This is a genomic window from Aeromonas sp. QDB56 (genome assembly GCF_027705505.1).
In the GTDB taxonomy this organism is placed as follows: Bacteria; Pseudomonadota; Gammaproteobacteria; order Enterobacterales; family Aeromonadaceae; genus Aeromonas; species Aeromonas caviae.
In genome coordinates, this window is the sequence record NZ_JAPDBZ010000015.1 from 24783 (window position 1) to 47354 (window position 22572).

Consider the following 22572-nt stretch of genomic DNA (forward strand, 5'->3'; position numbering starts at 1 on the left):
GAGGATTTATGAGTTACAGGATCGACAACTTCATTGACGGCGAGACGACCGAGAGTCGCAGCGAGCGTTTCGGTGCCATCTTCAATCCGGCCACCGGCCAGCAGCAGGGCTCCGTCGTTCTCAGCACGGCCGATGAGTGTGCCGAGGCGATTGCCTGCGCCGAGCGCGCCTTTGGGGAGTGGTCCCAGACCCCGCCGCTGGTGCGGGCCCGGGTGCTGTTTCGCTTCAAGGAGCTGATGGAGCAGCACAGGGATGAGCTGGCCCAGCTCATCAGCCGCGAGCACGGCAAGGTCTTCTCCGACGCCCAGGGGGAGCTAACCCGGGGGCTGGAGGTGGTGGAGTTTGCCTGCGGCATTCCCCATCTGCTCAAGGGGGAGCACTCCCTCAACGTGGGCCGCGGGGTCGACAGTCACTCCATGATGCAGCCGGTGGGGGTCTGCGCCGGCATCACCCCGTTCAACTTCCCGGCCATGGTGCCGCTCTGGATGTTCCCGGTGGCCCTGGCCTGCGGCAACACCTTCATCCTCAAGCCCTCGGAAAAGGATCCGTCCCTCTCCCTGCGCATGGCCGAACTGCTCAAGCAGGCGGGCCTGCCGGACGGGGTGCTCAACGTGGTCAACGGCGACAAGGAGGTGGTGGACGTGCTGCTGACCGACCCGAGGGTCGGTGCCGTGTCGTTTGTCGGCTCCACCCCGATCGCCCAGTACATCTATGCCACCGCCTCGGCCCACGGCAAGCGTGTGCAGGCCCTGGGCGGCGCCAAGAACCACATGGTGGTCATGCCGGATGCCAATCTGGATCAGGCGGTTTCCGCCCTGATGGGGGCCGCCTATGGCGCGGCGGGAGAGCGTTGCATGGCGATCTCGGTGGCCGTGGTGGTGGGTGACGAGACCGCCGATGCCCTGGTGGCCAAGCTCTCGCCCCTGGTGGCGGCCCTGCGGGTCGGCCCCGGCCTTGGTCAGAGTCCAGAGAACGAGATGGGGCCCCTCATCAGCCGGGAACACCTGGCCAAGGTGCGCGGCTACGTGGATCAGGGAGTGGCCGAGGGGGCCGAGCTGCTGGTGGATGGCCGGGGCCTGAGCCATGGCGAGGGCTACTTCATCGGGGGCAGCCTGTTCGATCGGGTCGGCCCCGAGATGCGCATCTACCGGGAGGAGATCTTCGGCCCCGTGCTCGCCATCGTGCGGGCCCCGGACTACGAGACGGCCCTGCGCCTCATCAACGAACACGAGTATGGCAACGGCACCGCCATCTTCACCGGTGACGGAGATACCGCAAGGGACTTCACCACGCGGGTTCAGGTCGGTATGGTAGGGGTGAACGTTCCCATTCCGGTGCCCATGGCGTTTCACAGCTTTGGTGGCTGGAAACGGTCCATCTTCGGGCCGCTCAACATGCACGGGCCGGATGGGGTGCGCTTCTACACCCGGATGAAGACGGTGACCGCCCGCTGGCCCCAGAGCCTGCGCGCCGGCGCCGAGTTCTCCATGCCGACCATGAAGTGAGCCGCTGGCTCGCTGCCATGGCTTTAATCTCTTGCCCCCGCAGGCCGCCGGTCTGCGGGGGCGCTTCTGTCAAGGAGTAACAGATGCGACTGGGTATTCTCGATTGTGACCGGCTGGACCCCGATTTGGTGGGGGATTTTGGTCCCGTTTACTCCGAGATGTTTATCAAGGGTTTCCGGGCGTTGGCCCCCGAGCTGGAATTTCGGGTCTGGTCCGCCCTCGACGGCGATCTGCCCCTGGATCTGACCGAATGTGATGCCTGGCTCATTACCGGCTCGCGTCACGATGCCTACAGCGACATCCCCTGGATCCTGGCGCTGCGCGACTGGATCCGCCGGGCCCACGATGCCAACGTCAAGCTGGCCGGGGTCTGCTTCGGCCACCAGGTGATCGCCCAGGCGCTGGGAGGGGAGGTGATGAAGTCCACCAAGGGGTGGGGGCTGGGGGTGTCGGTCCATGCCATGCAGACGACAAAACCCTGGATGGCGCCGGGTCTGGACACCATCCGCATCCTGGCAAGCCACCAGGATCAGGTGGAGCAGCTTCCGCCGGGGGCGACCCTGCTTGCGGGCAACGACTTCTGCCCCAACTTCATGTTCCTGCAGGGGGATCACATCGTCGCCATCCAGGGGCACCCGGAATTCTCGGTGGCGTACAACCGGGCCCTGATCGAGCGGCGACGGGACAGGCTGCCCGATGCACATTACCAGAGCAGTCTCTCTTCCCTGGAAGGGGAGGTGGATTCCGCCACCATGATGCAGTGGCTGCTGCAGTTCCTCGGCATCCTGCCGATCGGGGCCGACGCGCGCTGAACCCCGTTTGTCATATCCACCGCGCTGATGCTAGATTTTGTAGCAAAATGAAGGATCAAGCGGCGATATGCCCAGTCCGGATGATACACTGGCCGCCATTTTTGGCGGCCTAGTCCATCGACGAGCGCCGCGTCAGTCTGTGAGGGGGCAACCTTGAAACTACAGCAGTTGAAGTATCTGATCGCGGTGCGGGACCACAATCTCAACGTCTCCGTTGCCTCCGATGCGCTCTATACCAGCCAGCCTGGGGTGAGCAAGCAGATCGGCTTGCTGGAGAGCGAGCTGGGGGTGCGCATCTTCGAGCGCCGCGGCAAGCACCTGCACCGGATCACCCCGGTGGGGGAGGAGATCATCAAGTGTGCCGAGGCCATGCTCAATATCGAGAGCAAGATCAAGGCCATCTCCCGGGAGTACCTGGATCCGACCGTGGGCACCCTCAACATCCACACCACCCACACCATCGCCCGCTACCTGCTGCCGAAAAGCGTCACCTACTTCACCAAAAAGTACCCCAAGATCTCGTTCCACCTGCATCCTGTGATGTCCGCCTCCAAGGAACAGATCAGCAAGGGATACTCGGATTTTTCCATCGTGGCCCACGAGATAGGCTTCGACAAGGAGCTGATCGCGCTGCCCGCCTACCTCTGGACCCTCTCCCTGGTGGTGCCCCAGGAGCACCCCCTGGCCAAGGTGAAGAAGCCGACCCTGGAGCAGCTCTGCCAGTATCCCATCCTGAGCTACGAGAGCGGCGCCACCGGGCGTCAGGTGCAGGACAGGGTGTTCCAGGCGGCCGGCCTCACTCCCAACTACTACATGACGGTGATGGATGCCGGCGTCATCAAGCGCTACGTGGAGCTGGGCTTTGGCATCGGCATCATCTCCTCCCTGGTGGCCAACGATAGCGATGCCCCCGGCCTCGTGGCCATCAATCTGGAGCACCTGTTCGAGCCCTGCCCGGCCCAGATCTGCTTCAGCAAGAGCATCCTCTTGCAGAACTACATGTATGACTTCATCAGCTCTTTCTCCCCCCATCTCACCAAGGAGATGATCCAGAACGTGATGCAGCAGCCGACCCAGGCGCGCATCGACGAGCTGCTGTCAGGGGTGGAGCTGCCCGTCTACTGATCCCGCTTCCGTTTCTGTGCCGGCACCCCGGGGTGCCGGCCTCCTCCCGCCGAGGTTTCCATGTCCCGCATCCTGCTGCTCGCCAATCTCAACTGTGATCATGTGCTCTCCCTGGCCGAACCCCTGGTGGCGGGGGCGCGGCTGCAATACGTGGATCAGGGGCGCAGGCTCGGCGGCGGCGCCGCCAATACCGGCATCGGATTGGTGTGGGCGGGGCACGAGGTGATCATCGCCTCCCGGGTCGGGCTGGACGACACCGGTGACTGGCTGCTGGAGCAGGCGGCCTCATACGGCCTGGATTGCAGCCATGTGGAACGCTTTGGCGGCGAGACCGGCGAGCTGCTGGTGCTGGTGGACGCCACCGGTGAGCGCACCATCCTCAGGCGCCCACGTCGTCCGGATCTGCCGGGGGATCTGCCGACCGAAGGGGTGGACTGCCTCTATGTGAACTATCCGGGCACCGCCATCGTGGGCTACATGCGCCAGATGCTCGCCAAGAGTTTCGTGGTGGCCCAGTATCCCAAGGGGGGGCAGGCCCGCCGCCCCTGCCACGTGCTGGTGGCCTCCCGCTCCGATCTCGGCGAGGTGAGCGACCCCTGGCAGCATGCCCGCCAGCTCGCGGGGGAGCAGCTGGAATGGCTGGTGCTGACCGAGGGCAAGGCGGGCGCCGTGGCCATTCACGGGGAGGAGCAGGTCAGAGTGGCGGCGCGACCAGTCTCCGTGGTGGATACCACGGGGGCGGGGGATGCCTTCGCGGGCGGCCTCATCCACGGTCTTGCGCGGGGTATGGCCATGGCCGATGCGTTGCAGTGCGCCGTGGACTGGGGCGCCTTCGCGGTGGCCTCCGAGAGCTCCATCCCCTCCCAGGCGCTGCGCAACTGGCTGAAACAGCCCCACTGAACTCGCCGGACAACGGCTCCGGCGATGGCAGAGGAGGTGGGGGTTTGTCGACGGAAACCGCCAAAACCCCTCGCTGAGGCGGCAAGTTTGCGATCAATCAAAGAAAGTGTCGATTTATGTACATCTTCGTCGACACCCGCCCGGGCTGCTCTTACCCTTGTGACTTCACGACTCGGTCGAAGAAGCCCATCCCGTGCACACGCATGTGCAGACCCCCTCTTTGGCCACCGGCTGTCGTCCTGATTTCTGGCTTGTAGTAAGAGGCAAGTGCGACCATGCAACTGACACGATTTACCGACTACGCCCTGCGTACCCTGACCTTCCTGGCCATCCAGCCCGGTGATCGCCTGTCGACCATCACGGAAGTGGCCGACACCTTCGCCATCTCCCGCAATCACGTGGTCAAGATAGTGCATCAGCTCGGCATCAAGGGTTACATCGAGACGGTGCGTGGCAAGCATGGGGGCATCCGCCTCGGCCGTGCCGCCGTCTCCATCAACCTGCGCGATGTGGTGATGGACATGGAGCACGTGCTCTGCCCGGTGGACTGCAAGCGCGAAAACTGCCGTCTCTCCGGGGGCTGCCGCATCCAGGGCATTCTGCGCCGCGCCATGCACGCCTTCCTGGAGGTACTGGGGGAGTACACTTTGGCGGATGCGGTGCGGGATCCCACTCGTCTGTGCCACCTTCTCGGCATAGAGCAGGATAATATTCTGACCATGGCATGATGCCACGGTGAATGACAGAGGGGCCTGCGGGCCCCTCTGTCATTGCCGGCGGTCAGAGCTGGGGCACAAGGGTGATGGCTCCGTGCAGACAGGCGAGGCCGCAAGCGCCGCAGCCATCGCAGGCGGCCATGTTGACGGTTACTCCCTCGTTGCCGACCTTGATCGCCTGCTGGGGGCAGGCATCTTCACACAGCAGGCAGTAGTAGCCCTGACGGGCCTGGCAGCTCGCCTCTATCCTGACCCGGGTCTGCACCTGACGGCCGAGGCAGAGATCCAGTGCGCCCGTGGGGCAGGCTCTGGCGCAGCTGCCGCAATAGCTGCACTGGCCACAGGCGAGATCCAGCACTGGGGTACCGGCGATGGGGCTGCCGTCATATTCGGGGCGATCGGCGGGCTTGATGAGGCCGTTGGGACACGCCTTGAAGCAGTCGCCACAACGGGTGCAGAGGGTGAGGAACTGGGACTCGTCGATGGCCCAGGGCGGGCGTGCCTCATGGCAGACCACCTCGGGTCTGCGGGGGCTCCCCCATGCGTGTGCCAGCCAGCGACAGAAAAAATGCGTCATGCCCACCTCTATACCTATTAGGGGTTAATTTTATCCAGTTTTGGGCCGGCAAGCCAGAGAATAGCGGCGGGCAGGATCGCAAGCCGGGTTGCCCTTGTGTAAGCTAGGCGGGTCTTTTTGCGGGATTGAATGAACTCATGTGGCTATTTCTGTGGCGTGCTTCTCTGCTCTATGTCTTCCCCCTGCTGATGTGGGCCTACTGCCATCTCAAGGGTATCGAGTTCAGTGAACTGGATACCGGGGTCAACAGCCACAAGTGGGTGGTGCTGGCGGCCTACCTGCTCTATGTGCTGATCTGGTTGCTGCTCAACCGCTATCTCGAACTCTTCCTGCGCCAGCGGGGGCGCCGATGACCCCGCTGCTGACCTGGTGGCCTGCCATGCTGGCTGGCGGGCTGGCACTGCTGTTTGGCTGGTGGTGGGGGCGGCGCAGCGGCCGTGAAGAGGCGCTGCTGCTGGAGGAGCGTTATCAGGGGTTGCAGGATCGCTGGGACGCGCTGCAGGACGAGAAGATGCTGGCTCAGCAGAAGCTGGATCAGCAGCAGACCCTATTGCTCAAGCTCACCGCCCGTCTCAAGGAAGCCGAGGCGACCCTGCGCAGCGAACGCATCGCCAGCGCCGAGAAGCTGCAACTGCAACAAGAGGCTGAACAGCGCCTCAGCCAACAGTTCGAGAACCTCGCCAATCGTATCTTTGAACAAAATGCCGGCAACTTCCGCGAACTGAATCAGAACAGCATGGATCTCCTGCTGACTCCACTCAAGGAGCAGTTGGAGGGCTTTCGCCGCCAGGTGGGAGAGACCCACGCCCAGGAGACGGCCCAACGCCACAACCTCAAGTTCGAGCTGGAGCGCCTTGCCGAGCTCAACGCCCGCATGACCGAAGAGGCGGCGGCGCTGACCCGGGCCCTCAAGGGCGACAGCAAGCAGCAGGGCAACTGGGGGGAGGTGGTGCTGGCGCGGATCCTCTCCGAGTGCGGCCTGCGCGAGGGGCATGAGTACCACACCCAGGTCAACATCGAGGTGGACAAGGGCAAGCGCTACCAGCCCGACGTCATCGTCCACCTGCCCCAGGAAAAGGACATCATCATCGACGCCAAGGTGTCGCTGACCGCCTATGAGCGCTGGTACAACGCCGCTGACGATCTGGAGAAGGCGGTGGCGCTCAAGGAGCACGTCGCCTCGGTGCGCAACCATATCCGCGAGCTGGGCCGCAAGGATTACCAGCAGTTGCCCGGGGTGCGCACCCTGGACTATGTGCTGATGTTCGTGGCGGTAGAGCCTGCCTTCCTCGCTGCCCTGGAAGCAGACCCTTCCCTGGTGCGCTACGGGCTGGAACACAACATCCTGCTGGTGAGCCCCACCAACCTGATGGTGGCCCTGCGCACCATAGAGAACCTGTGGCGCTACGAGCGGCAGAACCAGAACTCGCGCCAGATAGCGGAGCGGGCCGGCCGCCTCTACGAGAAGCTGCGGCTGTTCGTGGAGGAGATGCAGCAGATGGGGGGCAGCCTGCACAAGGCGCAGGAGAGCTACGACAAGGCGATGGGGCGGCTGGTCAACGGTCGTGGCAACCTGATCGCCCAGGCCGAGCGCTTTCGCGAGCTGGGGGTCGAGGTGACCAAGCCCTTGCCGGACGCGCTGGTGGACCGGGCGCTGGAGCGAGAGGAGTCGGCGGACTGAGGGGAGTCGTCATTCGCCGGGACAACGAAAAGGGCAGCCATTGGCTGCCCTTTTCGTTTCATGCAACAGCCTGGACGGCTGCTTATTGCTTCCAGAAGGAGGGGAAGAAGAGCACAGCCACCGTCAGGATCTCGAGGCGTCCCAGCAGCATGCCGAACGACAGTATCCACTTGGCCGCATCCGGCAGACTGGCGAAGTTGGTGCTGGGACCGATGACAGGCCCCATGCCCGGGCCCACGTTGGCGACGGCGGTGATGGAGCCCGAGATGGCGGTCAGGGGGTCCAGCCCGATGGCGGCGAGCAGGGCGGCGATCAGCAGGATGATGGCGAAGTAGCCCAGCACGAAGGAGATCAGGGAGCGGATGATGGCGTCGTTGACCGGACGGCCGTTGTACTTCTGGGGAAACACGGCGGAGGGGTGCATCAGCTGGCGCATCTGTTTCTTGAACAGGGCGAAGGCCACCTGGACCCGAAAGATCTTGAGCCCGCCCGAGGTGGAGCCGGAGCAGGCGCCGAGTGCCAGCAGGATGATGAAGATAATGGTGGTGAGCGGGCCCCAGGTGCCGAAGTCGCCGAGTCCGAAACCCGTGGTGGTGAGCACGGAGACGATATTGAAGCTGCTGATGCGCAAGGCATCCATGAAGCCGTAGATGTCTCTCACCCAGAGGTAGAAGGTGACGACCAGGGTCACCCAGACGATCAGCCAGAAGAAGCCCTGCACCTGGGCATCCTTGAACAGGCTGTTGTCACGGCGGGAGAGAGCCTGCACATAGAGCAGGAAGGGCAGGCCACCGAGGAACATGAAGAGGGTGCCTATCCAGTGCGCCGCGTGGGAGAAGTGGGACATGGATTGGTCCGAGGTGGAGTAGCCGCCGGTGCTGAGGGTCGTCATGGCGTGGTTGACCGCTTCGAACAGGTTCATGCCACTCACCCAGTAGGCGAGGAAGCAGAGCATGGAGAGTACCAGATAGACCAGCACTATGTTGTTGGCCACCGTTTTGGCGCGGGGGGCGCTCTTGTCGGACCAATCCGAGCTCTCGGTCTGGAACAGCTTCATGCCACCGACGTTGAGGTAGGGCAGCACCGCCACCGCCATCACGATGAAGCCGACCCCGCCCAGCCACTGCAGGATGGATCGCCACAGCAGGATGCTGTGGGCCATGCCGTCCAGCCCCGACAGCACGGTGGATCCCGTGGTGGTGACCCCCGACATGGTCTCGAAGTAGGCGTCGGCAAAGTCGATATGGGTGATGAAGACGAAGGGCAGGGCCCCGAAGACGCAGGCGACCACCCAGACCGAGGTGGTGAGCAGGAACATCTCCCGCACGCCGAGGTGAAACTCTGCCTTGCGACCGTAATGGAGGCAGAGCAGGGCGGCACCGTGGGTGATCAAGACCGACTTGAGAAATTCGACGAAACCTTCCGAACCGGTCAGCAGGGCCAGCAGGGTGGGCAGCCACATGAAGAGCGCCAGCTTGGAGAGTACCAGCCCGAGCGTGAAGACGATGGGATGCAGCTTGATCATGCAAGATAACCTGGTCGTTGATTGAAAAAAGACCCGGACCTTTCCTGAGAAAAGGGGCCGGGTCCGGATACCGTTGCCAGAGACATGGCCGGCTTACAGGAAGAAGGGACTGGGCTGGAACAGACGCTCCACTTCCGGGATGTACTTCTTGTCCACCAGGAACATCACCACGTGGTCATCCTGCTGTATCTGGGTGCGATCGTGGGCGATCAGCACCTCATCACCGCGCACCACTGCGCCTATGGTGGTGCCCGGGGGCAGCTTCAGCTCGCCCACCGTCTTGCCCACCACCTTGGAGGTGTTCTCGTCCCCGTGGGCGATCGCCTCGATGGCTTCGGCCGCCCCGCGGCGCAGGCTGTAGACGTTGGCGATGTCGGCACGGCGCACATGGGTCAGCAGGGCAGAGATGGTGGCCTGCTGGGGGGAAATGGCGATGTCGATGGAGCCGCCCTGTACCAGGTCCACGTAGGCGCCGCGCTGGATCAGCACCATGGTCTTCTTGGCCCCCATCTTCTTGGCGAGCAGGGCCGACATGATGTTGGCCTCATCCTCGTTGGTCACCGCGATGAAGACGTCGATCTGGTCGATGTGCTCCTCCGCCAGCAGCTCCTGATCCGCCGCATCGCCGCAGAAGACGATGGTGTGTTCCAGGTGTTCGGAGAGCTGCTCCGCCCGCTTCTGGTTGCGCTCGATGAGCTTGACGCTGTAGCGCTTCTCGAGCTGGCGGGCTAGGCCGGCGCCGATGTTGCCGCCGCCGACGATCATGATGCGCCGGTAGGGGCTCTCGAGGCGTTGCAGTTCCGACATCACGGCGCGGATATGGCCCGCTGCGGCCACAAAGAACACCTCGTCATCGGCTTCGATGATGGTGGTGCCCTGGGGGCGGATGGAGCGCCCCTGGCGGAAGATGGCGGCGACCCGAGTTTCGATGTTGGGCATGTGTTCCCGCAGGGTGGAGAGCGCATTGCCCACCAAGGGGCCGCCGTAATAGGCCTTGACCGCCACCAGGCCCACCTTGCCGTCGGCAAAATCCACCACCTGCAACGCCCCCGGATACTCGATCAGGCGACGCACGTAGTCGGTCACCAGCTGCTCGGGGGCGATCAGGTGGTCCACGGGGACGGATTCGGGCAGGAACAGGCGATCCCGCTCCACCAGATAGGCGGGGGAGCGAATGCGCGCCACCTTGTTCGGGGTGTTGAACAGGGAGTAGGCGACCTGGCAGGCGACCATGTTGGTCTCGTCGCTGTTGGTGACGGCGACCAGCATGTCGGCATCCTGGGCGCCGGCTTCGCGCAGCACCCTGGGATGGGCGCCGTGGCCGTTCACCACCCGCAGGTCGAATTTGTCCTGCAGTTCGCGCAGGCGCTCGCTGTCGGTGTCGACGATGGTGATGTCGTTGTTCTCGCCGGCGAGATTTTCGGCCAGGGTGCCACCCACCTGACCTGCGCCCAGAATGATGATTTTCATAAGGCCATCTTACTCAAGGTTGTTGCTTCGTAATGAGGCGGCCCGTCACCGGGCCTGCCATCCGCCGGTTCGGCCTACAGCTTGATGAGCTTGGCATAGTAGAAGCCGTCCATCTCCGCTTCGCCGGGCAGGAACTGGCGACCCGGACAGGCCGGGGTGTCTTCTGCATGCAACGGCACCAGGCGGGCATCCGGGGTATCGGCCAGGAAGGCGCGGATTTGCTCCCGGTTCTCTTCCGGCAACACGGAGCAGGTGGCGTAGAGCAGGGTGCCGCCCTGCTTCAGCTTGCCCCAGAGGGCATCGAGAATGCGGCGTTGCAGCTCGGCCAGCTCGCGGATGTCCTGATCCCGGCGCAACCACTTGATGTCGGGGTGACGACGGATGACGCCGGTGGCGGAGCAGGGGGCATCCAGCAGGATGCGGTCGAACTGCCCCTGTGGCCACCACAGATCCGGCGTGCTGGCATCACCGTGGATCACTTGGGCCTGAAGGCCGATGCGATCCAGGTTCTCCTGCACCCGCTTGAGGCGGTTGTCGTCGGCGTCGACGGCAACCACGCCGGCAAGGGCTGGCTGGCGCTCCAGCAAATGTGCGGTTTTGCCGCCGGGGGCGGCGCAGGCGTCCAGCACCCACTCGCCCGGCTGGGGATCGAGCAGGGCGGCGGCCTGCTGGGCGGCACCGTCCTGCACCGAGCAGTCACCCTGCTCGAAGCCGGGCAGCTTGGTCACGTCGCAGGGGCGCTCCAGCAGGATGCAATCTTCCCCTTCCACACCGGCCATCGCCGGGATGCCCGCCTCGCTCATGCGGGCCAGCATGGCCTCGCGGCTCTGGCGCTGGCTGTTGTTGCGGATCCACATGGGCGGGCGCTGGTTGTTGGCCTCCATGATGAACTCCCAGTCATCGGGATAGGCCTGACGCAGGCGCTTGGTGAGCCATTCGGGATGGCCGAGGCGGACGCTGGGGACGCGGTCGATGCGCAGCAGGATCACTTCGGCGCTGCGCTGGAAGTTGCGCAGTACGCCGTTGATGAGGCCGCGCAGGGAAGAACCCTTGAGCAGCTTGACGGCGTTGACGGTCTCGGCCACGGCGGCGTGAGCCGGAATGCGGGTATAGATGAGCTGGTAGAGGCCGACCAGGATGAGGTAGTGGAAGATGCGGCTCTTGTTCTTGAGTGGCTTGTCCATCATCTCGCTGACCGCCGCATCGAGGCGGGGCAGCCAGCGCAGGGTGCCGTAGCAGAGTTCTTGCAGGAGGGCGCGATCGCGAGGGGCGACCTTCTCCTGGGCAGCAGGCAGAACGGCGGAGAGAGATTGGCCCTGATCCAGCACCTGTTGAATGACGAGAGCAGCCTGTGCGCGTGTTTTCATAGCGTTACCTTAGATGCACAAGTCGGGGCCAGGGCCCCGCTTGTGTCAATTCAATCCAGATCAAATCAGTTGCGTGCCAGGTTCAAACCAGTCGCGGCGAGAGTTGAGCAGATCCGAAACGGACATGGCCTTCTTGCCGGGAGGTTGCAGGGTCAGCAGGCGCAGCACGCCCTGACCGGTGGCAACCTCGATCCCCTGCTTGTCGGCCTTGAGCAGGGTGCCGGCTGCCTGGCCGTGCGCCTGGGGAAGGACTTCGGCCAGCCACACCTTGACGGTCTGTCCGGCGACGTCGAACCAGCTGATGGGCCAGGGGTTGAAGGCACGGATGCAGCGCTCGATGGCAACGGCGTCCATCGACCAGTCGATGCGGGCCTCTTCCTTGGAGAGCTTCTCGGCGTAGTTGGCCAGCGCATCGTCCTGGGGCTCGGCGGCGGTGTCGCCGGCAGCCATGGCGTCCAGGGTATCGACCAGTGCCTGCGGGCCCAGACCGGCCAGCTTGTCATAGAGGCTGGCAGAGGTCTCATCACTGGCGATGGGGCAGGTTACCTTGCGGATCATGGCGCCGGTGTCCAGCCCCACGTCCATCTGCATGATGGTGACGCCGGTTTCGGCATCCCCCGCCCAGATGGAGCGTTGAATCGGGGCGGCACCGCGCCAGCGCGGCAGCAGGGATCCGTGCACGTTGATGCAACCCAGACGCGGCGTATCGAGCACCGCCTTGGGGAGGATGAGGCCATAAGCCACGACGACCATCAGATCGGCACCCAGAGCGGCCAGTTCGGCCTGCGCCGCTTCATTGCGCAGGGAGGCAGGTTGATAGACCGGCAGATCGTGGGCCAGCGCCAGCTCCTTGACCGGGCTGGCAGTGAGCTTCTGGCCGCGACCGGCGGGCTTGTCCGGCTGGGTATAAACGGCGACGACCTCGTGGCCGGAAGACAACAACGCCGCCAGATGACGGGCGGCGAAGTCGGGGGTACCGGCAAAAATCAGTTTCAGCTTGTTCAATGGAGCGGATCCTCAGAGGACTTTGCGATCTTCACGGGCCATCTTTTCCAGCTTCTGACGAATGCGCTGGCGCTTGAGCGGGGACAAGTAATCCACAAACAGCTTGCCGACCAGATGATCCATCTCATGTTGTATGCAGATGGCGAGCAGATCGTCCGCTTCCAGCTCGAAGGTGTTGCCGTGGCGATCTTGCGCCCTGACCTTGACCCACTCGGCGCGCGGAACCAGAGCACGGTTGCCGGGCACGGAGAGGCAGCCCTCTTCGATGCCGGTGCTGCCGGACTGCTCCAGGATCTCCGGATTGATCAACACCAGCTGTTCTTCGCGGTTCTCGGAGACATCGATGACGATGATGCGCTGATGAATGTCGACCTGGGTCGCGGCCAGGCCGATGCCTTCCTCCGCGTACATGGTTTCGAACATATCATCTACAATGTGTTGTAACTCGGGTGTAAAGGCTTCGACAGGGGCCGCGACTGTGCGCAGACGCTCATCGGGGAAACGCAATACATCTAGAATGGCCATAATTTTTTCTTTAGTTTCATATAAACGCAGTCAATATTGACGTAATTCTAGTCATTTACGCCGACAAAAAACAGCAACACTTTGCGTGCAGAAGTAACAGGGAGTGTTATGTATCTGAAGCAAATCGTCGTCGCCTGCCTGGCGACAGCCCTGGCCGGTGGCGCCATGGCACAGCAGTTGACGCTCAAATCCGGTTACCCCGAGACTTATGTGGTGCAAAAAGGGGACACCCTCTGGGACATCTCGGGCCAGTATCTGGCCGAACCCTGGCTCTGGCCACGCCTCTGGAACATCAATCCGCAGATCGCCAATCCCCACTGGATCTATCCCGGTGACGTGCTGCACCTGAGCTGGGTCAATGGTGAGCCTCGGCTCGGCAAAGCCAGTCAGGGTGGCAAGCAGGTCATCCGTCTCTCGCCCAAGAACCGCTATGAAAACAAGGCCAATCCCATACCGCAATGCTGTTCAGATAAGCACTTTTTTGACTGATTATTCATAAATTGGATTTGAGTTGAGGGGGCAAGGCTGTGTCCAGTCGATCTTCCTCCAGCCTTTATCCAGCGGGGCTTGCAATAGAAAGAGGGAGGCATCATGCCTCCCTCGCTTTTTTGTCCTGATACTACGTGGACTGGAACTCAAATTCTCTTAAGTGAACAGCATTGCAATCCCATACCGACCCTGCCTCTGAGCGAGATAGCGCCCTTCCTGCAGACCGACCACATTCTGGCCAACAGCCAGCAGAGCAAGGACCTGCCCTATGTGCTCGGCAACAATGACAAGCATGTCGGGATGCTGGAGGGCGACATTCTCTATGTGAAAGGAGCCCTGAACCCGGGCCAGAGTTATGGCCTCTATCGCCCGGGGGTGGCATACAAGGACAAGCATACCGGCGAGTCGCTCGGTCAGGAGGCAATTTTTGTCGGCACGGTGCGGGCAGAGGAGTACCTTGCCCACGACACCACCAAAGTGACGCTGACCCATAACCGGCGTGAGGTGTATCAGGGCGACAAGGTGATGCCGCTGCCGTCGCAGGAGAGCATCTCTGCCGTGTTCATGCCAAAGGCGGCACCTTCCATTTCCCCCGGCTATGTGATCGAGCTGCCGAGCAAGGTACATGGTGGGGGCAAGTTTGATGTGGTACTCATCAACAAGGGGGAGCGTGATCAGGTGGCCCCGGGCGATGTGCTCGAGATCCTGCGCCCGGGAGCCGAGATGGTGGACAAGAATGGCAAGGTGTCATACCGGGAATATTCATCCGTCTATGACAAGGCGTTCTATTCTGCCGGCAAGTCATCGCTGCCTGCCGAGGCCGTTGCCAGAGTCATGCTGTTCAAGGTCTACGACAAATTGAGTTACGGTCTTATCCTGCAGAGTCAGGATCTGGTCGGCTCTGGTTATCAGGTCAGTAATTTCTGACGTGTCCTTGCCACTGGAGCGGTTGTCGCTATGGCTGACGCTGGATGCCGTTACAGGCATAGGCCCGGTCACCGCCGCTCGCCTGTTGGCGCATGTGGGTGGTGACATCACAACTCTGTTTGACTCAGACGATGGCGCCCTGCGAGCTCTTGGTCTGCAGAGTGCCCAGATTCAGCAGATGAGATGGCCTCTTCCTGTCGTGGAGCAGGGATTGAGCTGGGCCGCCGAGCCCGGCAATCACCTCCTCTGTCCCGATGACCCCGCATATCCTGCCCTGCTCAAAGAGATCCCCGGCGCCCCGCTCTTGCTCTACTGCCGCGGGAACGTCTCATCCCTCTCCCTTCCACAGTTGGCGATGGTGGGTACCCGCCACCCCACCTATGCCGGCAAAGACAATGCGACACGTTTGTGTGCCGAGTTGGTGGGCTGTGGTCTGGCGATCACCTCCGGCCTCGCGTTGGGCATCGATGGCGTTTGCCATCAGCAGGCGCTGGCATCGGGCGGAATCACCCTGGCGGTGCTCGGGTCCGGTCTGGATTGTCTCTACCCCAAGCGTCATCAGGGGTTGGCGATGCAGATCCTCGAGCAGGAAGGTCTGCTTGTTTCCGAGTTGGCGCCCCAGCAAGGCCCCCTGGCTGAACACTTCCCTCGCCGCAACCGTATCATCAGTGGCCTGTCGCTGGGGACACTGGTGGTGGAAGCGGCAGAACAGAGTGGTTCGCTCATCACGGCCCGTTATGCGCTGGAGCAGGGCCGCGAGGTCTTTGCCGTTCCCGGCGCTCCGCAAAATGCACAGGCAGCAGGGTGCAACCGTCTGCTTCAACAGGGTGCCAAGCTGGTCTTGAATGCCGCCGATATCCTGGAAGAGTTTCCAAGGCTGGTCTTGCCCCCTGGACCCGCCAACGGTTCTTCCGAGGCGCAGCATAATAGCGAATTGCCTTATGCCGATTTGTTGGATAACGTAGATTATGAGACCACGAGCGTGGATACCGTTGCCGAACGGGCCCGGCTTCCTGTCGATATCGTACTGGGCAGGTTGGTAGAGCTGGAGCTGGTTGGTGCAGTGATGGCGGTAGCCGGTGGATACGTCAGAGCGAGGAGGGCGAATCATGTTTGATGTATTGATGTACCTTTTCGAGACCTACATCCACAGCGATGCAGATGTGATGGTCGAGCAGGATGAACTCACCGACGAACTGAGCCGGGCCGGTTTCGACAAGGACGAGATCGAGAAAGCGCTCAACTGGCTGGAGCGACTGGCCAACCTGCACGACAGCGAGCGGGAAGTCTATGTCACCGCAAGCCAGCAGGGCTCTATGCGGATCTATGCGCCGCAGGAGCTTGTTCGCCTCAGTACTGAATGTCGCGGTTTCCTGCTGTTCCTGGAGCAGGCGCAAGTGCTGAATGCCGAAACCCGTGAAATCTGCATCGAACGGTTGCTCGAGCTGGACAAGCCGGACATCGAGCTGGACGATCTGAAGTGGGTCGTCATGATGGTGCTGTTCAATGTGCCAGGCAGCGAAAACGCCTACCAGCAGATGGAAGAGCTGGTGTTTGACGAGTCGGACGGCGTCATCCACTGACAGCCCGGTGCCGCGCTGGTAGAATTCAGGCCATCTGGATTTCAAGGCGCGGCCCATGTCAAAGATCGATCACCACCTCTTCTCTGCCCACGAACATGCCTTCGAGCGCGAGCCGTGCCCGCAGTGTGGTGCTGAACTGGTGATCCGCCAGGGCAAGCACGGTCCCTTCCTTGGTTGTTCAGCCTATCCCGCTTGCGATTACATTCGCTCCCTCACGCCCTCTGGCCGCGACATAGAGAAAGTGCTCGAGGGGTCGTCCTGTCCGGATTGTGACCATCCACTGGCCATCAAGAAGGGTCGTTACGGTCTGTTTGTGGGATGTACCCAGTACCCGGCCTGTCAGCATATCGAATCCCTTCAGGAGAGTGACGATACCCAAATCCTCTGCCCGGAGTGTGGCAAAGGTCATCTGGTGAGCCGCACGTCCCGTTATGGCAAACAGTTCTACTCGTGTGACGCCTATCCTCACTGCAAGTATGTGGTGAATGACAAGCCGGTTCCCATGCCCTGTCCCGAGTGTGGCTGGGGCATCATGATCGAGAAGAAGGTGCGGGGAAACCTGCGCTGGGTCTGCCCGCAAAAGAAATGCTCCCACCAGATTGAGCGGGTATAATCTCGCCGCCCATGATCAGGCAGGCGGATTGCTGGTCAGCGTGAGGTTGTGAGCCGATGCACATCGCCCAACTTGCCCTGATCCTGACCTGATCGCCATCTCAAGCTCCCTGCGGTTGCTCGGTTCACTGATGCACTCAAGCGTCTGAACCGAAATGCATGACTGAAGAGGAGCAGGGATATAGCCCATATCGCAGCAGTGATGGCCCCGATGCCGTCATGTCGGTTCAACATACAATCCAGTGATGAGAGGCGGCAGCGTGGCTGTCGCATGTGCTTATGCCAAATGAATTTGAACAAGCGGTTGCCGCCCTTCAAGGAGAAGGGGTTATCGCCTATGCCACCGAAGCCGTGTTTGGTCTGGGGTGTGATCCTGATTCCGAAGCCGCCGTGCAGCGGCTGCTGGCCATCAAGCAGCGGCCGGTGGAGAAGGGATTGATCCTGATCGCGGCAGATCTGGCGCAATTGCAGGACTACATCGACCTGAGCCAGCTCAGCGATGAGCAGCTTGCTCGCGTGCAGGCGAGCTGGCCTGGTCCCTTCACCTGGATCATGCCCGCTCGCGCGACGACGCCGTCCTGGTTGACCGGTCAGTTCGAGACCCTGGCGGTGCGGGTCACAGGCCATCCCCAGGTGCAAGGGCTTTGCCGGGCATTTGGCAAACCGCTGGTGTCCACCAGTGCCAATCTAACCGGTGATGAACCCGCTCGTCGGGTGGCTGATATTGGCGATCTGCTGGCAAGCCAGCTGGCTTACATTCTGCCCGGCGAAGTCGGGGGGCAAGCTAACCCGTCCGAAATCAAGGACGCCCGCACCGGGGCCATTATTCGCCCATCCTGAGTTGGGCACGGCCCTGTTTCATGCAGGTTGTGCGATGAGGTCATGACAATACGAGAAGTGCAGGCAGTGCATGCATGATGCCTGTCTGACAGGAGATAAAATGAGCAAACCGGATGTGGCCCAGGTAAAAGCCTTCCTGCTGCAATTGCAGGATGATATCTGCCGTGGCCTGGAGCAGGCCGATGGATGCGGGCGCTTTGTGGAAGATGCCTGGAGTCGCGAAGGTGGTGGTGGCGGTAGAACACGGGTGCTGCGCCAGGGGGCGGTGATCGAGCAAGGTGGGGTCAACTTCTCCCATGTCTATGGCGATGCCATGCCGGCATCCGCGACCGCACATCGTCCCGAACTGGCTGGCCGCAGGTTTGAGGCCATGGGGGTGTCGCTGGTGATCCACCCGTATAATCCCTATGTACCGACCAGCCATGCGAATGTGCGGTTCTTCATCGCCGAGAAAGAGGGGGAGGAGCCGATCTGGTGGTTTGGTGGCGGCTTCGACCTGACGCCCTTCTATCCGTTCGAAGAGGACGTGAGGCATTGGCACCAGGTCTCCCATGAGCTCTGTCAGCCGTTCGGCACCGACATTTATCCCGAGTTCAAATCCTGGTGCGATCGTTACTTCTTCCTCAAGCATCGGGGCGAGACGCGCGGGGTGGGTGGTCTTTTCTTCGATGACCTGAACCGCTGGCCCTTTGCCGACTGCTTTGCCTTCATGCGTGCAGTGGGTGAGGGTTACCTGGCGGCCTACTTGCCGATTGTCGAGCGACGCAAGGAGCTTGCTTATGGGGAGCGGGAACGGGCGTTCCAGCTTTATCGCCGTGGCCGCTACGTGGAGTTCAATCTGGTCTACGACCGCGGGACCCTGTTCGGACTGCAGACGGGGGGGCGCACCGAATCCATCCTGATGTCGATGCCGCCGCTGGCGCGCTGGGAGTACGACTGGCAGCCGGAGGCTGGCAGCCCGGAGGCATTGCTCTATAGCGACTACCTCAAACCGCGCGAGTGGTTGTGACCAGAGGGGCCATGATGGCCTCTTCTCATTGCCGATATTCGGCTTGTTCCTTCATGAGAAAACCCGTTAAATCGGGATATTGCTCTCAAAAGGAACGCCTTGATGGATCGTTATCTGGTTTTTGGCCACCCCGTGCGCCACAGCAAATCTCCCTTCATTCATACCCTTTTTGCCAGGCAGACCCAGCAAGAGCTGGAGTATGGTCTGGCAGAACCTGCTGTCGATGAGTTTGCCAGCGCTCTGAACCACTTCTTCGCCGAAGGAGGGAAGGGGTGCAACGTGACCGTGCCTTTCAAGGAGCAAGCCTTCGTGCTGGTGGAGCGGCTGAGCCCCAGGGCCAAGCGGGCGGGAGCGGTCAACACCATCAAACTGACTGATGATGGTGTGCTGCTGGGTGACAATACCGACGGCGCCGGGCTGGTCGCCGATCTCAAGGCTCACGGAGTGAACCTTGCCGGTAGCAGGATCCTGCTTCTGGGGGCCGGTGGCGCAGCTCGTGGTGCCCTGGCCCCCCTGCTGGCGGAAGCGCCGGGCGAGATCGTCGTGGTCAACCGTACCCATGCCAAGGCGGAACAGCTGGCTGTGGAGTTCAGGGATCTGGGCAGCATCACTGCTCAATCCTATGAACAGCTGGTGGGGCCGTTCGATCTCATCATCAATTCCACCTCAGCGAGTCTGCAAGGAGAGTTGCCACCTTTGGCGCCAACCCTCATCCACCCGGACATCGCGATCTACGACATGATGTATGGCGCAACGGACACAGCCTTCATCGGCTGGGCCAAACAACATGGCGCGCGCCATACCATGGATGGATTGGGCATGCTGGTCGAGCAGGCTGCTGAGGCCTTTACCGTATGGCGAGGGATCCGGCCCGGCACCAAGCAGGTATTGAGAGAGTTACAGCGCAATCTGGGCGTCGTGTGAACCAGCTTGCGCGTTCTATTGGGCTGTCGGCAGGTCTGATGTAGAGATTCTGCATCTCTGGATAAGGGCTCCCTCGTGATGCGGCACGGCACGTGTGATGTGAAACGGTCGTTCTGCGGTGGGTGTGTGGCAGAACAGGTGCCATTTTTATAAAACCATTGCATAACAATAAGTTACTTTTACTTTGCCGTCACTCGCAGAATTTTTTTGAGTTTTTTCTCAAAGCAGCGGAACTTCTGTAACGGACTGCTGACTAACTGGATAGTTGAGGAAGTGCTAGCTAGTCACCTTTATAACTCCCCGGTATTCGTACTGGGGATTTTTTTATCTGCATGAAAATTATGAATATTTTTTTTCTTCCCTATCTTTGAAACTAAATTACATAAATTACTTTCACTTTCTGCTGCTTTGCTGTACAGTTGTCGGCGTAGGGTACAGAGGTAAGATGTTCTATCTTTCAGACCTTTTATTTCACGTAATTGAATGTGGCTGAATAGCAGCCCCGATGAGTCATCGTCGGGGCGTTTTTTTATGAGTAACATTTAGAGTAAATGCTTTAATTGTTGCCGTTCTTTGTTAGAATGAAGGCGTTTCTTGAGGAAAACCAATCGTCTTTGTTCTCGAGAACTCGCTTTTTCCCAAATTTTTGAACTCTTTTCTTCAGGCCGGTTTGCAATGGCAAGACCGGCCTCATTTTTATCCCTATATTGGCTCATCGTGTAATTAAATTTCAGTTTCGTTTGTTACAGCCTTCAATTTTGATTTTTTACTCGATATCCATGAAAACGGTATCATGTTGATGATTAGTTAATTCTTTTCGCGTCGAAATAGGCTATCAGTATGATTTAAATATATTTTTTGAGGTTATTCTTCAGAGATGGCGAAGGCGGGGAGGAAGGGCTCGGAGATGGGGGGATCATGAAAGCCTTTCAATCAGCGGAGGTCCAACTCCGCCAATTGCAGCCAGGGAGAGGAGTCGTTTACTCCTCGTTCTGATGATCTTCGTCGTCTGCCTGGGCGTTGTCTGCTTCGGATAGATACCAGCCGCTTAGGGTCTGGGCCAGCTTCTCGACGCCGATATTGGTCAGAGAAGAGAATGCTTCAACCTGGATCTGCGGGCCCAGTTCTGCCACCGCCTGACGAACCTTGATCACCTGGTTGTTGCGGGGCCCCGGGCTTAACTTGTCCGCCTTGGTCAGTAACAGCATCACCGGCAGTTTACGGTGTGAACTCCATTCCAGCATGTTCATGTCGGTTTCCTTGAGCGGATGGCGGATGTCCATCAGGATCACCAGCCCTTTCAGGGACTCCCGTCGCTGCAGGTATTCAGCCAGTGACTTTTGCCACTTGAGCTTCATTTCCAGCGGAACCTGGGCATATCCATAGCCAGGCAAGTCAACCAGGCGTTTGCCCGGCTCCAGCTCAAACAGGTTGATCAGCTGAGTACGGCCAGGGGTCTTACTGGTACGCGCCAGGTTCTTGTGTTTGGTCAAGGTATTCAATGCAGACGATTTGCCAGCGTTGGAACGACCGGCAAACGCAATCTCGACACCCCCATCATTTGGCAGGTGGCGGATGTCGGGTGCGCTGGTCACAAAATGCACCTTATTGAAATTCAGAGTTTGTGTATCCAACGTAAATTCCCCATAGAGATAGAGGGTTATAGAGTTACTTTTTTGTGAAATAGTGTAAAATGGCGTCGCTTGAACGCGTTTATTTTAACATGCCTTCAGCGGCATGGGATCTGGAAGCCTAATAACGAGAAAGTTGGAACGCCATGAAGAACCTAGTCATTACACTTGCTCTGATGGTTGGCGTAACTGGGATGGCACAAGCCAAGGGCGATGCCGCTGCGGGACAAACCAAGGCTGCCGTCTGTGCGGCCTGTCATGGACCGGACGGCAACAGCCCAGTCGACATGTATCCCAAGATTGCTGGTCAGCACGCATCATATATCAAAAAACAATTAGTTGAACTGAAGGCTGCAGCTTCTGGCCAAACTGGTCGGGTTGCGCCCGTCATGGGACCCATGGCGTTGCCGTTGTCCGAGCAGGATATGGACGATCTTGCCGCCTATTTCTCCAGCCAGAAGGTGACGCCGGTTGCCGTGCCCGATGATGTGGTTGCCGCAGGCAAGGCGCTTTATATGGGGGGAGACATGGAGCGAGGCCTGGCCGCCTGTACCGCCTGTCATGGCCCACGGGGTTCCGGCGTCGAGCAAGCGAAGTATCCCAGCCTGTCAGGGCAGCATCCCGCCTATATCAAGGCCCAGCTCACCGCTTTTCGTTCGGCGGCCCGCGACAACGATCCCAATGGCATGATGCGGGATGTGGCCAAGAAGCTGACGGATCAGGACATCGAGGCGCTCTCCAAGTATGTGGCGGGGCTTCACTGATATAGCCTGTTAGTTATCTTGTTGAAAAGAACAGGGAACCATTGTGTTCCCTGTTCTTTTTTGAGGTTGTAGCGATCGCCCGTAAACAGCCTGCTTTGCTGTAAGAGATCTTCTATATACGGGGCTGGTCGTGTCTGAAAGATTGCTCACGTATATTTTTTTATGTTTTATTTTTCAATGAATTAAGAAATAGAACATCACTTTGTACCAGTTCGAAATGTGCTTTGGTTGATTGAGTCATCCGGCGAAGAAGTTACAGTAGGCAATCAGGATTGGCCGGAGAGAGGGTGCAAGACCCGTCTTCGGTTTGACAGGATGTCGGCTCGGAGCATGCGATGAGCAATAGATGCAAAAAGCCAGGATGGTGACCGCCAGGGATGAACCAGGGCGGGAGCATACTTTGTTGGTTATTTAACCAAAGAATAGTTGTGCCCGATAATTGTCATCCCAGCTTGCTTTTTTTAGCTTGTTTCTCTGGCTCGGTGCGCCGCAATCACTCTGTTTTACTATGTTCAGAACAAACCGTCTAAATAGCGCCATATTCTCGACTGCATCCTCCATCGCTATCCTTGATGCATCCTCGTT

21 protein-coding genes and 3 pseudogenes are annotated in these 22572 nt (G+C 60.3%); 16 read left to right on the forward strand and 8 right to left on the reverse strand.

What is annotated here, in order from left to right; genetic code table 11:
• Positions 1-8: 8 nt before the first annotated feature.
• From OKB81_RS04195 to OKB81_RS04215, 5 genes are all read left to right on the forward strand, one after another.
• On the forward strand, positions 9-1505 hold the full coding sequence (locus OKB81_RS04195) for a CoA-acylating methylmalonate-semialdehyde dehydrogenase (RefSeq protein ID WP_160837016.1): 1497 nt from the start codon (positions 9-11) through the stop codon (positions 1503-1505).
• 83 nt (positions 1506-1588) lie between these two features.
• Positions 1589-2317: a glutamine amidotransferase-related protein gene (locus OKB81_RS04200; RefSeq protein ID WP_043153559.1), complete on the forward strand. Its 729-nt coding sequence runs from the start codon at positions 1589-1591 to the stop codon at positions 2315-2317.
• A gap of 153 nt (positions 2318-2470) precedes the next feature.
• Positions 2471-3442: a LysR substrate-binding domain-containing protein gene (locus tag OKB81_RS04205; protein ID WP_043153557.1), complete on the forward strand. Its 972-nt coding sequence runs from the start codon at positions 2471-2473 to the stop codon at positions 3440-3442.
• Between the two features lie 60 nt (positions 3443-3502).
• Positions 3503-4342, forward strand: coding sequence for a PfkB family carbohydrate kinase (locus tag OKB81_RS04210; RefSeq protein WP_041212154.1), 840 nt, complete (start codon positions 3503-3505; stop codon positions 4340-4342).
• Positions 4343-4617: 275 nt separating this feature from the next.
• Positions 4618-5070 carry an Rrf2 family transcriptional regulator gene (locus tag OKB81_RS04215; protein WP_010672499.1) on the forward strand — a complete coding sequence of 151 codons (453 nt, stop codon included), beginning with the start codon at positions 4618-4620 and terminating at the stop codon, positions 5068-5070.
• A 52-nt stretch (positions 5071-5122) separates the two neighbouring features.
• Here OKB81_RS04215 and OKB81_RS04220 read toward each other — a convergent pair whose 3' ends face one another.
• Positions 5123-5635 carry a ferredoxin-type protein NapF gene (locus OKB81_RS04220; protein WP_041214095.1) on the reverse strand — a complete coding sequence of 171 codons (513 nt, stop codon included), beginning with the start codon at positions 5633-5635 and terminating at the stop codon, positions 5123-5125.
• 137 nt (positions 5636-5772) lie between these two features.
• Here OKB81_RS04220 and OKB81_RS04225 point away from each other — a divergent pair, with 137 nt between their 5' ends.
• Together OKB81_RS04225 and rmuC are read left to right on the forward strand one after the other, a co-directional pair.
• Complete coding sequence (locus OKB81_RS04225) at positions 5773-5988, forward strand: hypothetical protein (protein WP_010672501.1); 216 nt, start codon at positions 5773-5775, stop codon at positions 5986-5988.
• Positions 5985-7316, forward strand: a complete 1332-nt coding sequence (gene rmuC, locus OKB81_RS04230) for a DNA recombination protein RmuC (RefSeq protein ID WP_160837014.1) — start codon at positions 5985-5987, stop codon at positions 7314-7316. The genes OKB81_RS04225 and rmuC overlap by 4 nt, the downstream gene beginning before the upstream one ends.
• 82 nt (positions 7317-7398) lie before the next feature.
• On the opposite strand, the gene OKB81_RS04235 is transcribed toward rmuC, so the two are convergent.
• From OKB81_RS04235 to def, 5 genes are all read right to left on the reverse strand, one after another.
• On the reverse strand, positions 7399-8841 hold the full coding sequence (locus OKB81_RS04235) for a TrkH family potassium uptake protein (RefSeq protein WP_160837012.1): 1443 nt from the start codon (positions 8839-8841) through the stop codon (positions 7399-7401).
• Positions 8842-8934: 93 nt separating this feature from the next.
• A complete protein-coding gene (gene trkA / locus OKB81_RS04240) occupies positions 8935-10311 on the reverse strand; it encodes a Trk system potassium transporter TrkA (RefSeq protein WP_010672504.1) in 1377 nt (458 codons plus the stop codon).
• Positions 10312-10385: 74 nt separating this feature from the next.
• Complete coding sequence (gene rsmB / locus OKB81_RS04245; RefSeq protein ID WP_010672505.1) at positions 10386-11678, reverse strand: 16S rRNA (cytosine(967)-C(5))-methyltransferase RsmB; 1293 nt, start codon at positions 11676-11678, stop codon at positions 10386-10388.
• A 60-nt stretch (positions 11679-11738) separates the two neighbouring features.
• Positions 11739-12683 (reverse strand): methionyl-tRNA formyltransferase, encoded by a 945-nt coding sequence (gene fmt, locus OKB81_RS04250; RefSeq protein ID WP_270805131.1) that lies wholly within the window; start codon positions 12681-12683, stop codon positions 11739-11741.
• Between the two features lie 12 nt (positions 12684-12695).
• Entirely contained in the window at positions 12696-13208 is a 513-nt protein-coding gene (def, locus tag OKB81_RS04255) for a peptide deformylase (protein WP_010672507.1), read from the reverse strand.
• A 108-nt stretch (positions 13209-13316) separates the two neighbouring features.
• Here def and OKB81_RS04260 point away from each other — a divergent pair.
• From OKB81_RS04260 to aroE, 8 genes and pseudogenes are all read left to right on the forward strand, one after another.
• Positions 13317-13652 (forward strand): annotated as a pseudogene (locus tag OKB81_RS04260) (LysM peptidoglycan-binding domain-containing protein); the annotation flags it as partial.
• Between the two features lie 219 nt (positions 13653-13871).
• Positions 13872-14624: pseudogene (locus tag OKB81_RS04265) on the forward strand (LysM peptidoglycan-binding domain-containing protein); the annotation flags it as partial.
• A 1-nt stretch (position 14625) separates the two neighbouring features.
• Entirely contained in the window at positions 14626-15741 is a 1116-nt protein-coding gene (gene dprA, locus OKB81_RS04270) for a DNA-processing protein DprA (RefSeq protein ID WP_069652934.1), read from the forward strand.
• Positions 15734-16207: a DUF494 family protein gene (locus OKB81_RS04275; protein WP_010672510.1), complete on the forward strand. Its 474-nt coding sequence runs from the start codon at positions 15734-15736 to the stop codon at positions 16205-16207. The genes dprA and OKB81_RS04275 overlap by 8 nt, the downstream gene beginning before the upstream one ends.
• A gap of 55 nt (positions 16208-16262) precedes the next feature.
• On the forward strand, positions 16263-16820 hold the full coding sequence (locus tag OKB81_RS04280) for a DNA topoisomerase family protein (RefSeq protein ID WP_270805132.1): 558 nt from the start codon (positions 16263-16265) through the stop codon (positions 16818-16820).
• Positions 16821-17098: 278 nt separating this feature from the next.
• Positions 17099-17659 (forward strand): Sua5/YciO/YrdC/YwlC family protein, encoded by a 561-nt coding sequence (locus OKB81_RS04285; protein ID WP_160837008.1) that lies wholly within the window; start codon positions 17099-17101, stop codon positions 17657-17659.
• Positions 17660-17759: 100 nt separating this feature from the next.
• Positions 17760-18668 (forward strand): oxygen-dependent coproporphyrinogen oxidase, encoded by a 909-nt coding sequence (gene hemF / locus OKB81_RS04290; RefSeq protein ID WP_160837006.1) that lies wholly within the window; start codon positions 17760-17762, stop codon positions 18666-18668.
• Between the two features lie 102 nt (positions 18669-18770).
• A complete protein-coding gene (gene aroE, locus OKB81_RS04295; RefSeq protein ID WP_041214090.1) occupies positions 18771-19592 on the forward strand; it encodes a shikimate dehydrogenase in 822 nt (273 codons plus the stop codon).
• Between the two features lie 980 nt (positions 19593-20572).
• On the opposite strand, the gene yihA is transcribed toward aroE, so the two are convergent.
• Positions 20573-21226 (reverse strand): ribosome biogenesis GTP-binding protein YihA/YsxC, encoded by a 654-nt coding sequence (yihA, locus tag OKB81_RS04300; protein ID WP_119197051.1) that lies wholly within the window; start codon positions 21224-21226, stop codon positions 20573-20575.
• 143 nt (positions 21227-21369) lie between these two features.
• Here yihA and OKB81_RS04305 point away from each other — a divergent pair, with 143 nt between their 5' ends.
• Positions 21370-21987 (forward strand): c-type cytochrome, encoded by a 618-nt coding sequence (locus OKB81_RS04305; protein ID WP_160837004.1) that lies wholly within the window; start codon positions 21370-21372, stop codon positions 21985-21987.
• Between the two features lie 411 nt (positions 21988-22398).
• On the opposite strand, the pseudogene OKB81_RS04310 reads toward OKB81_RS04305, so the two are convergent.
• Positions 22399-22572, reverse strand: a pseudogene (locus tag OKB81_RS04310) (ISAs1 family transposase); the annotation flags it as partial.

Excerpts from the sequence above, each read along its gene's own strand:
- OKB81_RS04280 (WP_270805132.1), top strand. The coding sequence starts at position 16,263 with ATGTCAAAGATCGATCACCACCTCTTCTCTGCCCACGAACATGCCTTC.
- trkA (WP_010672504.1), bottom strand. The coding sequence starts at position 10,311 with ATGAAAATCATCATTCTGGGCGCAGGTCAGGTGGGTGGCACCCTGGCC.
- OKB81_RS04220 (WP_041214095.1), bottom strand. The coding sequence starts at position 5,635 with ATGACGCATTTTTTCTGTCGCTGGCTGGCACACGCATGGGGGAGCCCC.
- OKB81_RS04200 (WP_043153559.1), top strand. The coding sequence starts at position 1,589 with ATGCGACTGGGTATTCTCGATTGTGACCGGCTGGACCCCGATTTGGTG.
- OKB81_RS04275 (WP_010672510.1), top strand. The coding sequence starts at position 15,734 with ATGTTTGATGTATTGATGTACCTTTTCGAGACCTACATCCACAGCGAT.
- OKB81_RS04195 (WP_160837016.1), top strand. The coding sequence starts at position 9 with ATGAGTTACAGGATCGACAACTTCATTGACGGCGAGACGACCGAGAGT.
- OKB81_RS04305 (WP_160837004.1), top strand. The coding sequence starts at position 21,370 with ATGAAGAACCTAGTCATTACACTTGCTCTGATGGTTGGCGTAACTGGG.
- OKB81_RS04225 (WP_010672501.1), top strand. The coding sequence starts at position 5,773 with ATGTGGCTATTTCTGTGGCGTGCTTCTCTGCTCTATGTCTTCCCCCTG.
- aroE (WP_041214090.1), top strand. The coding sequence starts at position 18,771 with ATGGATCGTTATCTGGTTTTTGGCCACCCCGTGCGCCACAGCAAATCT.
- hemF (WP_160837006.1), top strand. The coding sequence starts at position 17,760 with ATGAGCAAACCGGATGTGGCCCAGGTAAAAGCCTTCCTGCTGCAATTG.
- rsmB (WP_010672505.1), bottom strand. The coding sequence starts at position 11,678 with ATGAAAACACGCGCACAGGCTGCTCTCGTCATTCAACAGGTGCTGGAT.
- OKB81_RS04215 (WP_010672499.1), top strand. The coding sequence starts at position 4,618 with ATGCAACTGACACGATTTACCGACTACGCCCTGCGTACCCTGACCTTC.
- rmuC (WP_160837014.1), top strand. The coding sequence starts at position 5,985 with ATGACCCCGCTGCTGACCTGGTGGCCTGCCATGCTGGCTGGCGGGCTG.
- def (WP_010672507.1), bottom strand. The coding sequence starts at position 13,208 with ATGGCCATTCTAGATGTATTGCGTTTCCCCGATGAGCGTCTGCGCACA.
- OKB81_RS04210 (WP_041212154.1), top strand. The coding sequence starts at position 3,503 with ATGTCCCGCATCCTGCTGCTCGCCAATCTCAACTGTGATCATGTGCTC.
- OKB81_RS04285 (WP_160837008.1), top strand. The coding sequence starts at position 17,099 with ATGCCAAATGAATTTGAACAAGCGGTTGCCGCCCTTCAAGGAGAAGGG.
- OKB81_RS04235 (WP_160837012.1), bottom strand. The coding sequence starts at position 8,841 with ATGATCAAGCTGCATCCCATCGTCTTCACGCTCGGGCTGGTACTCTCC.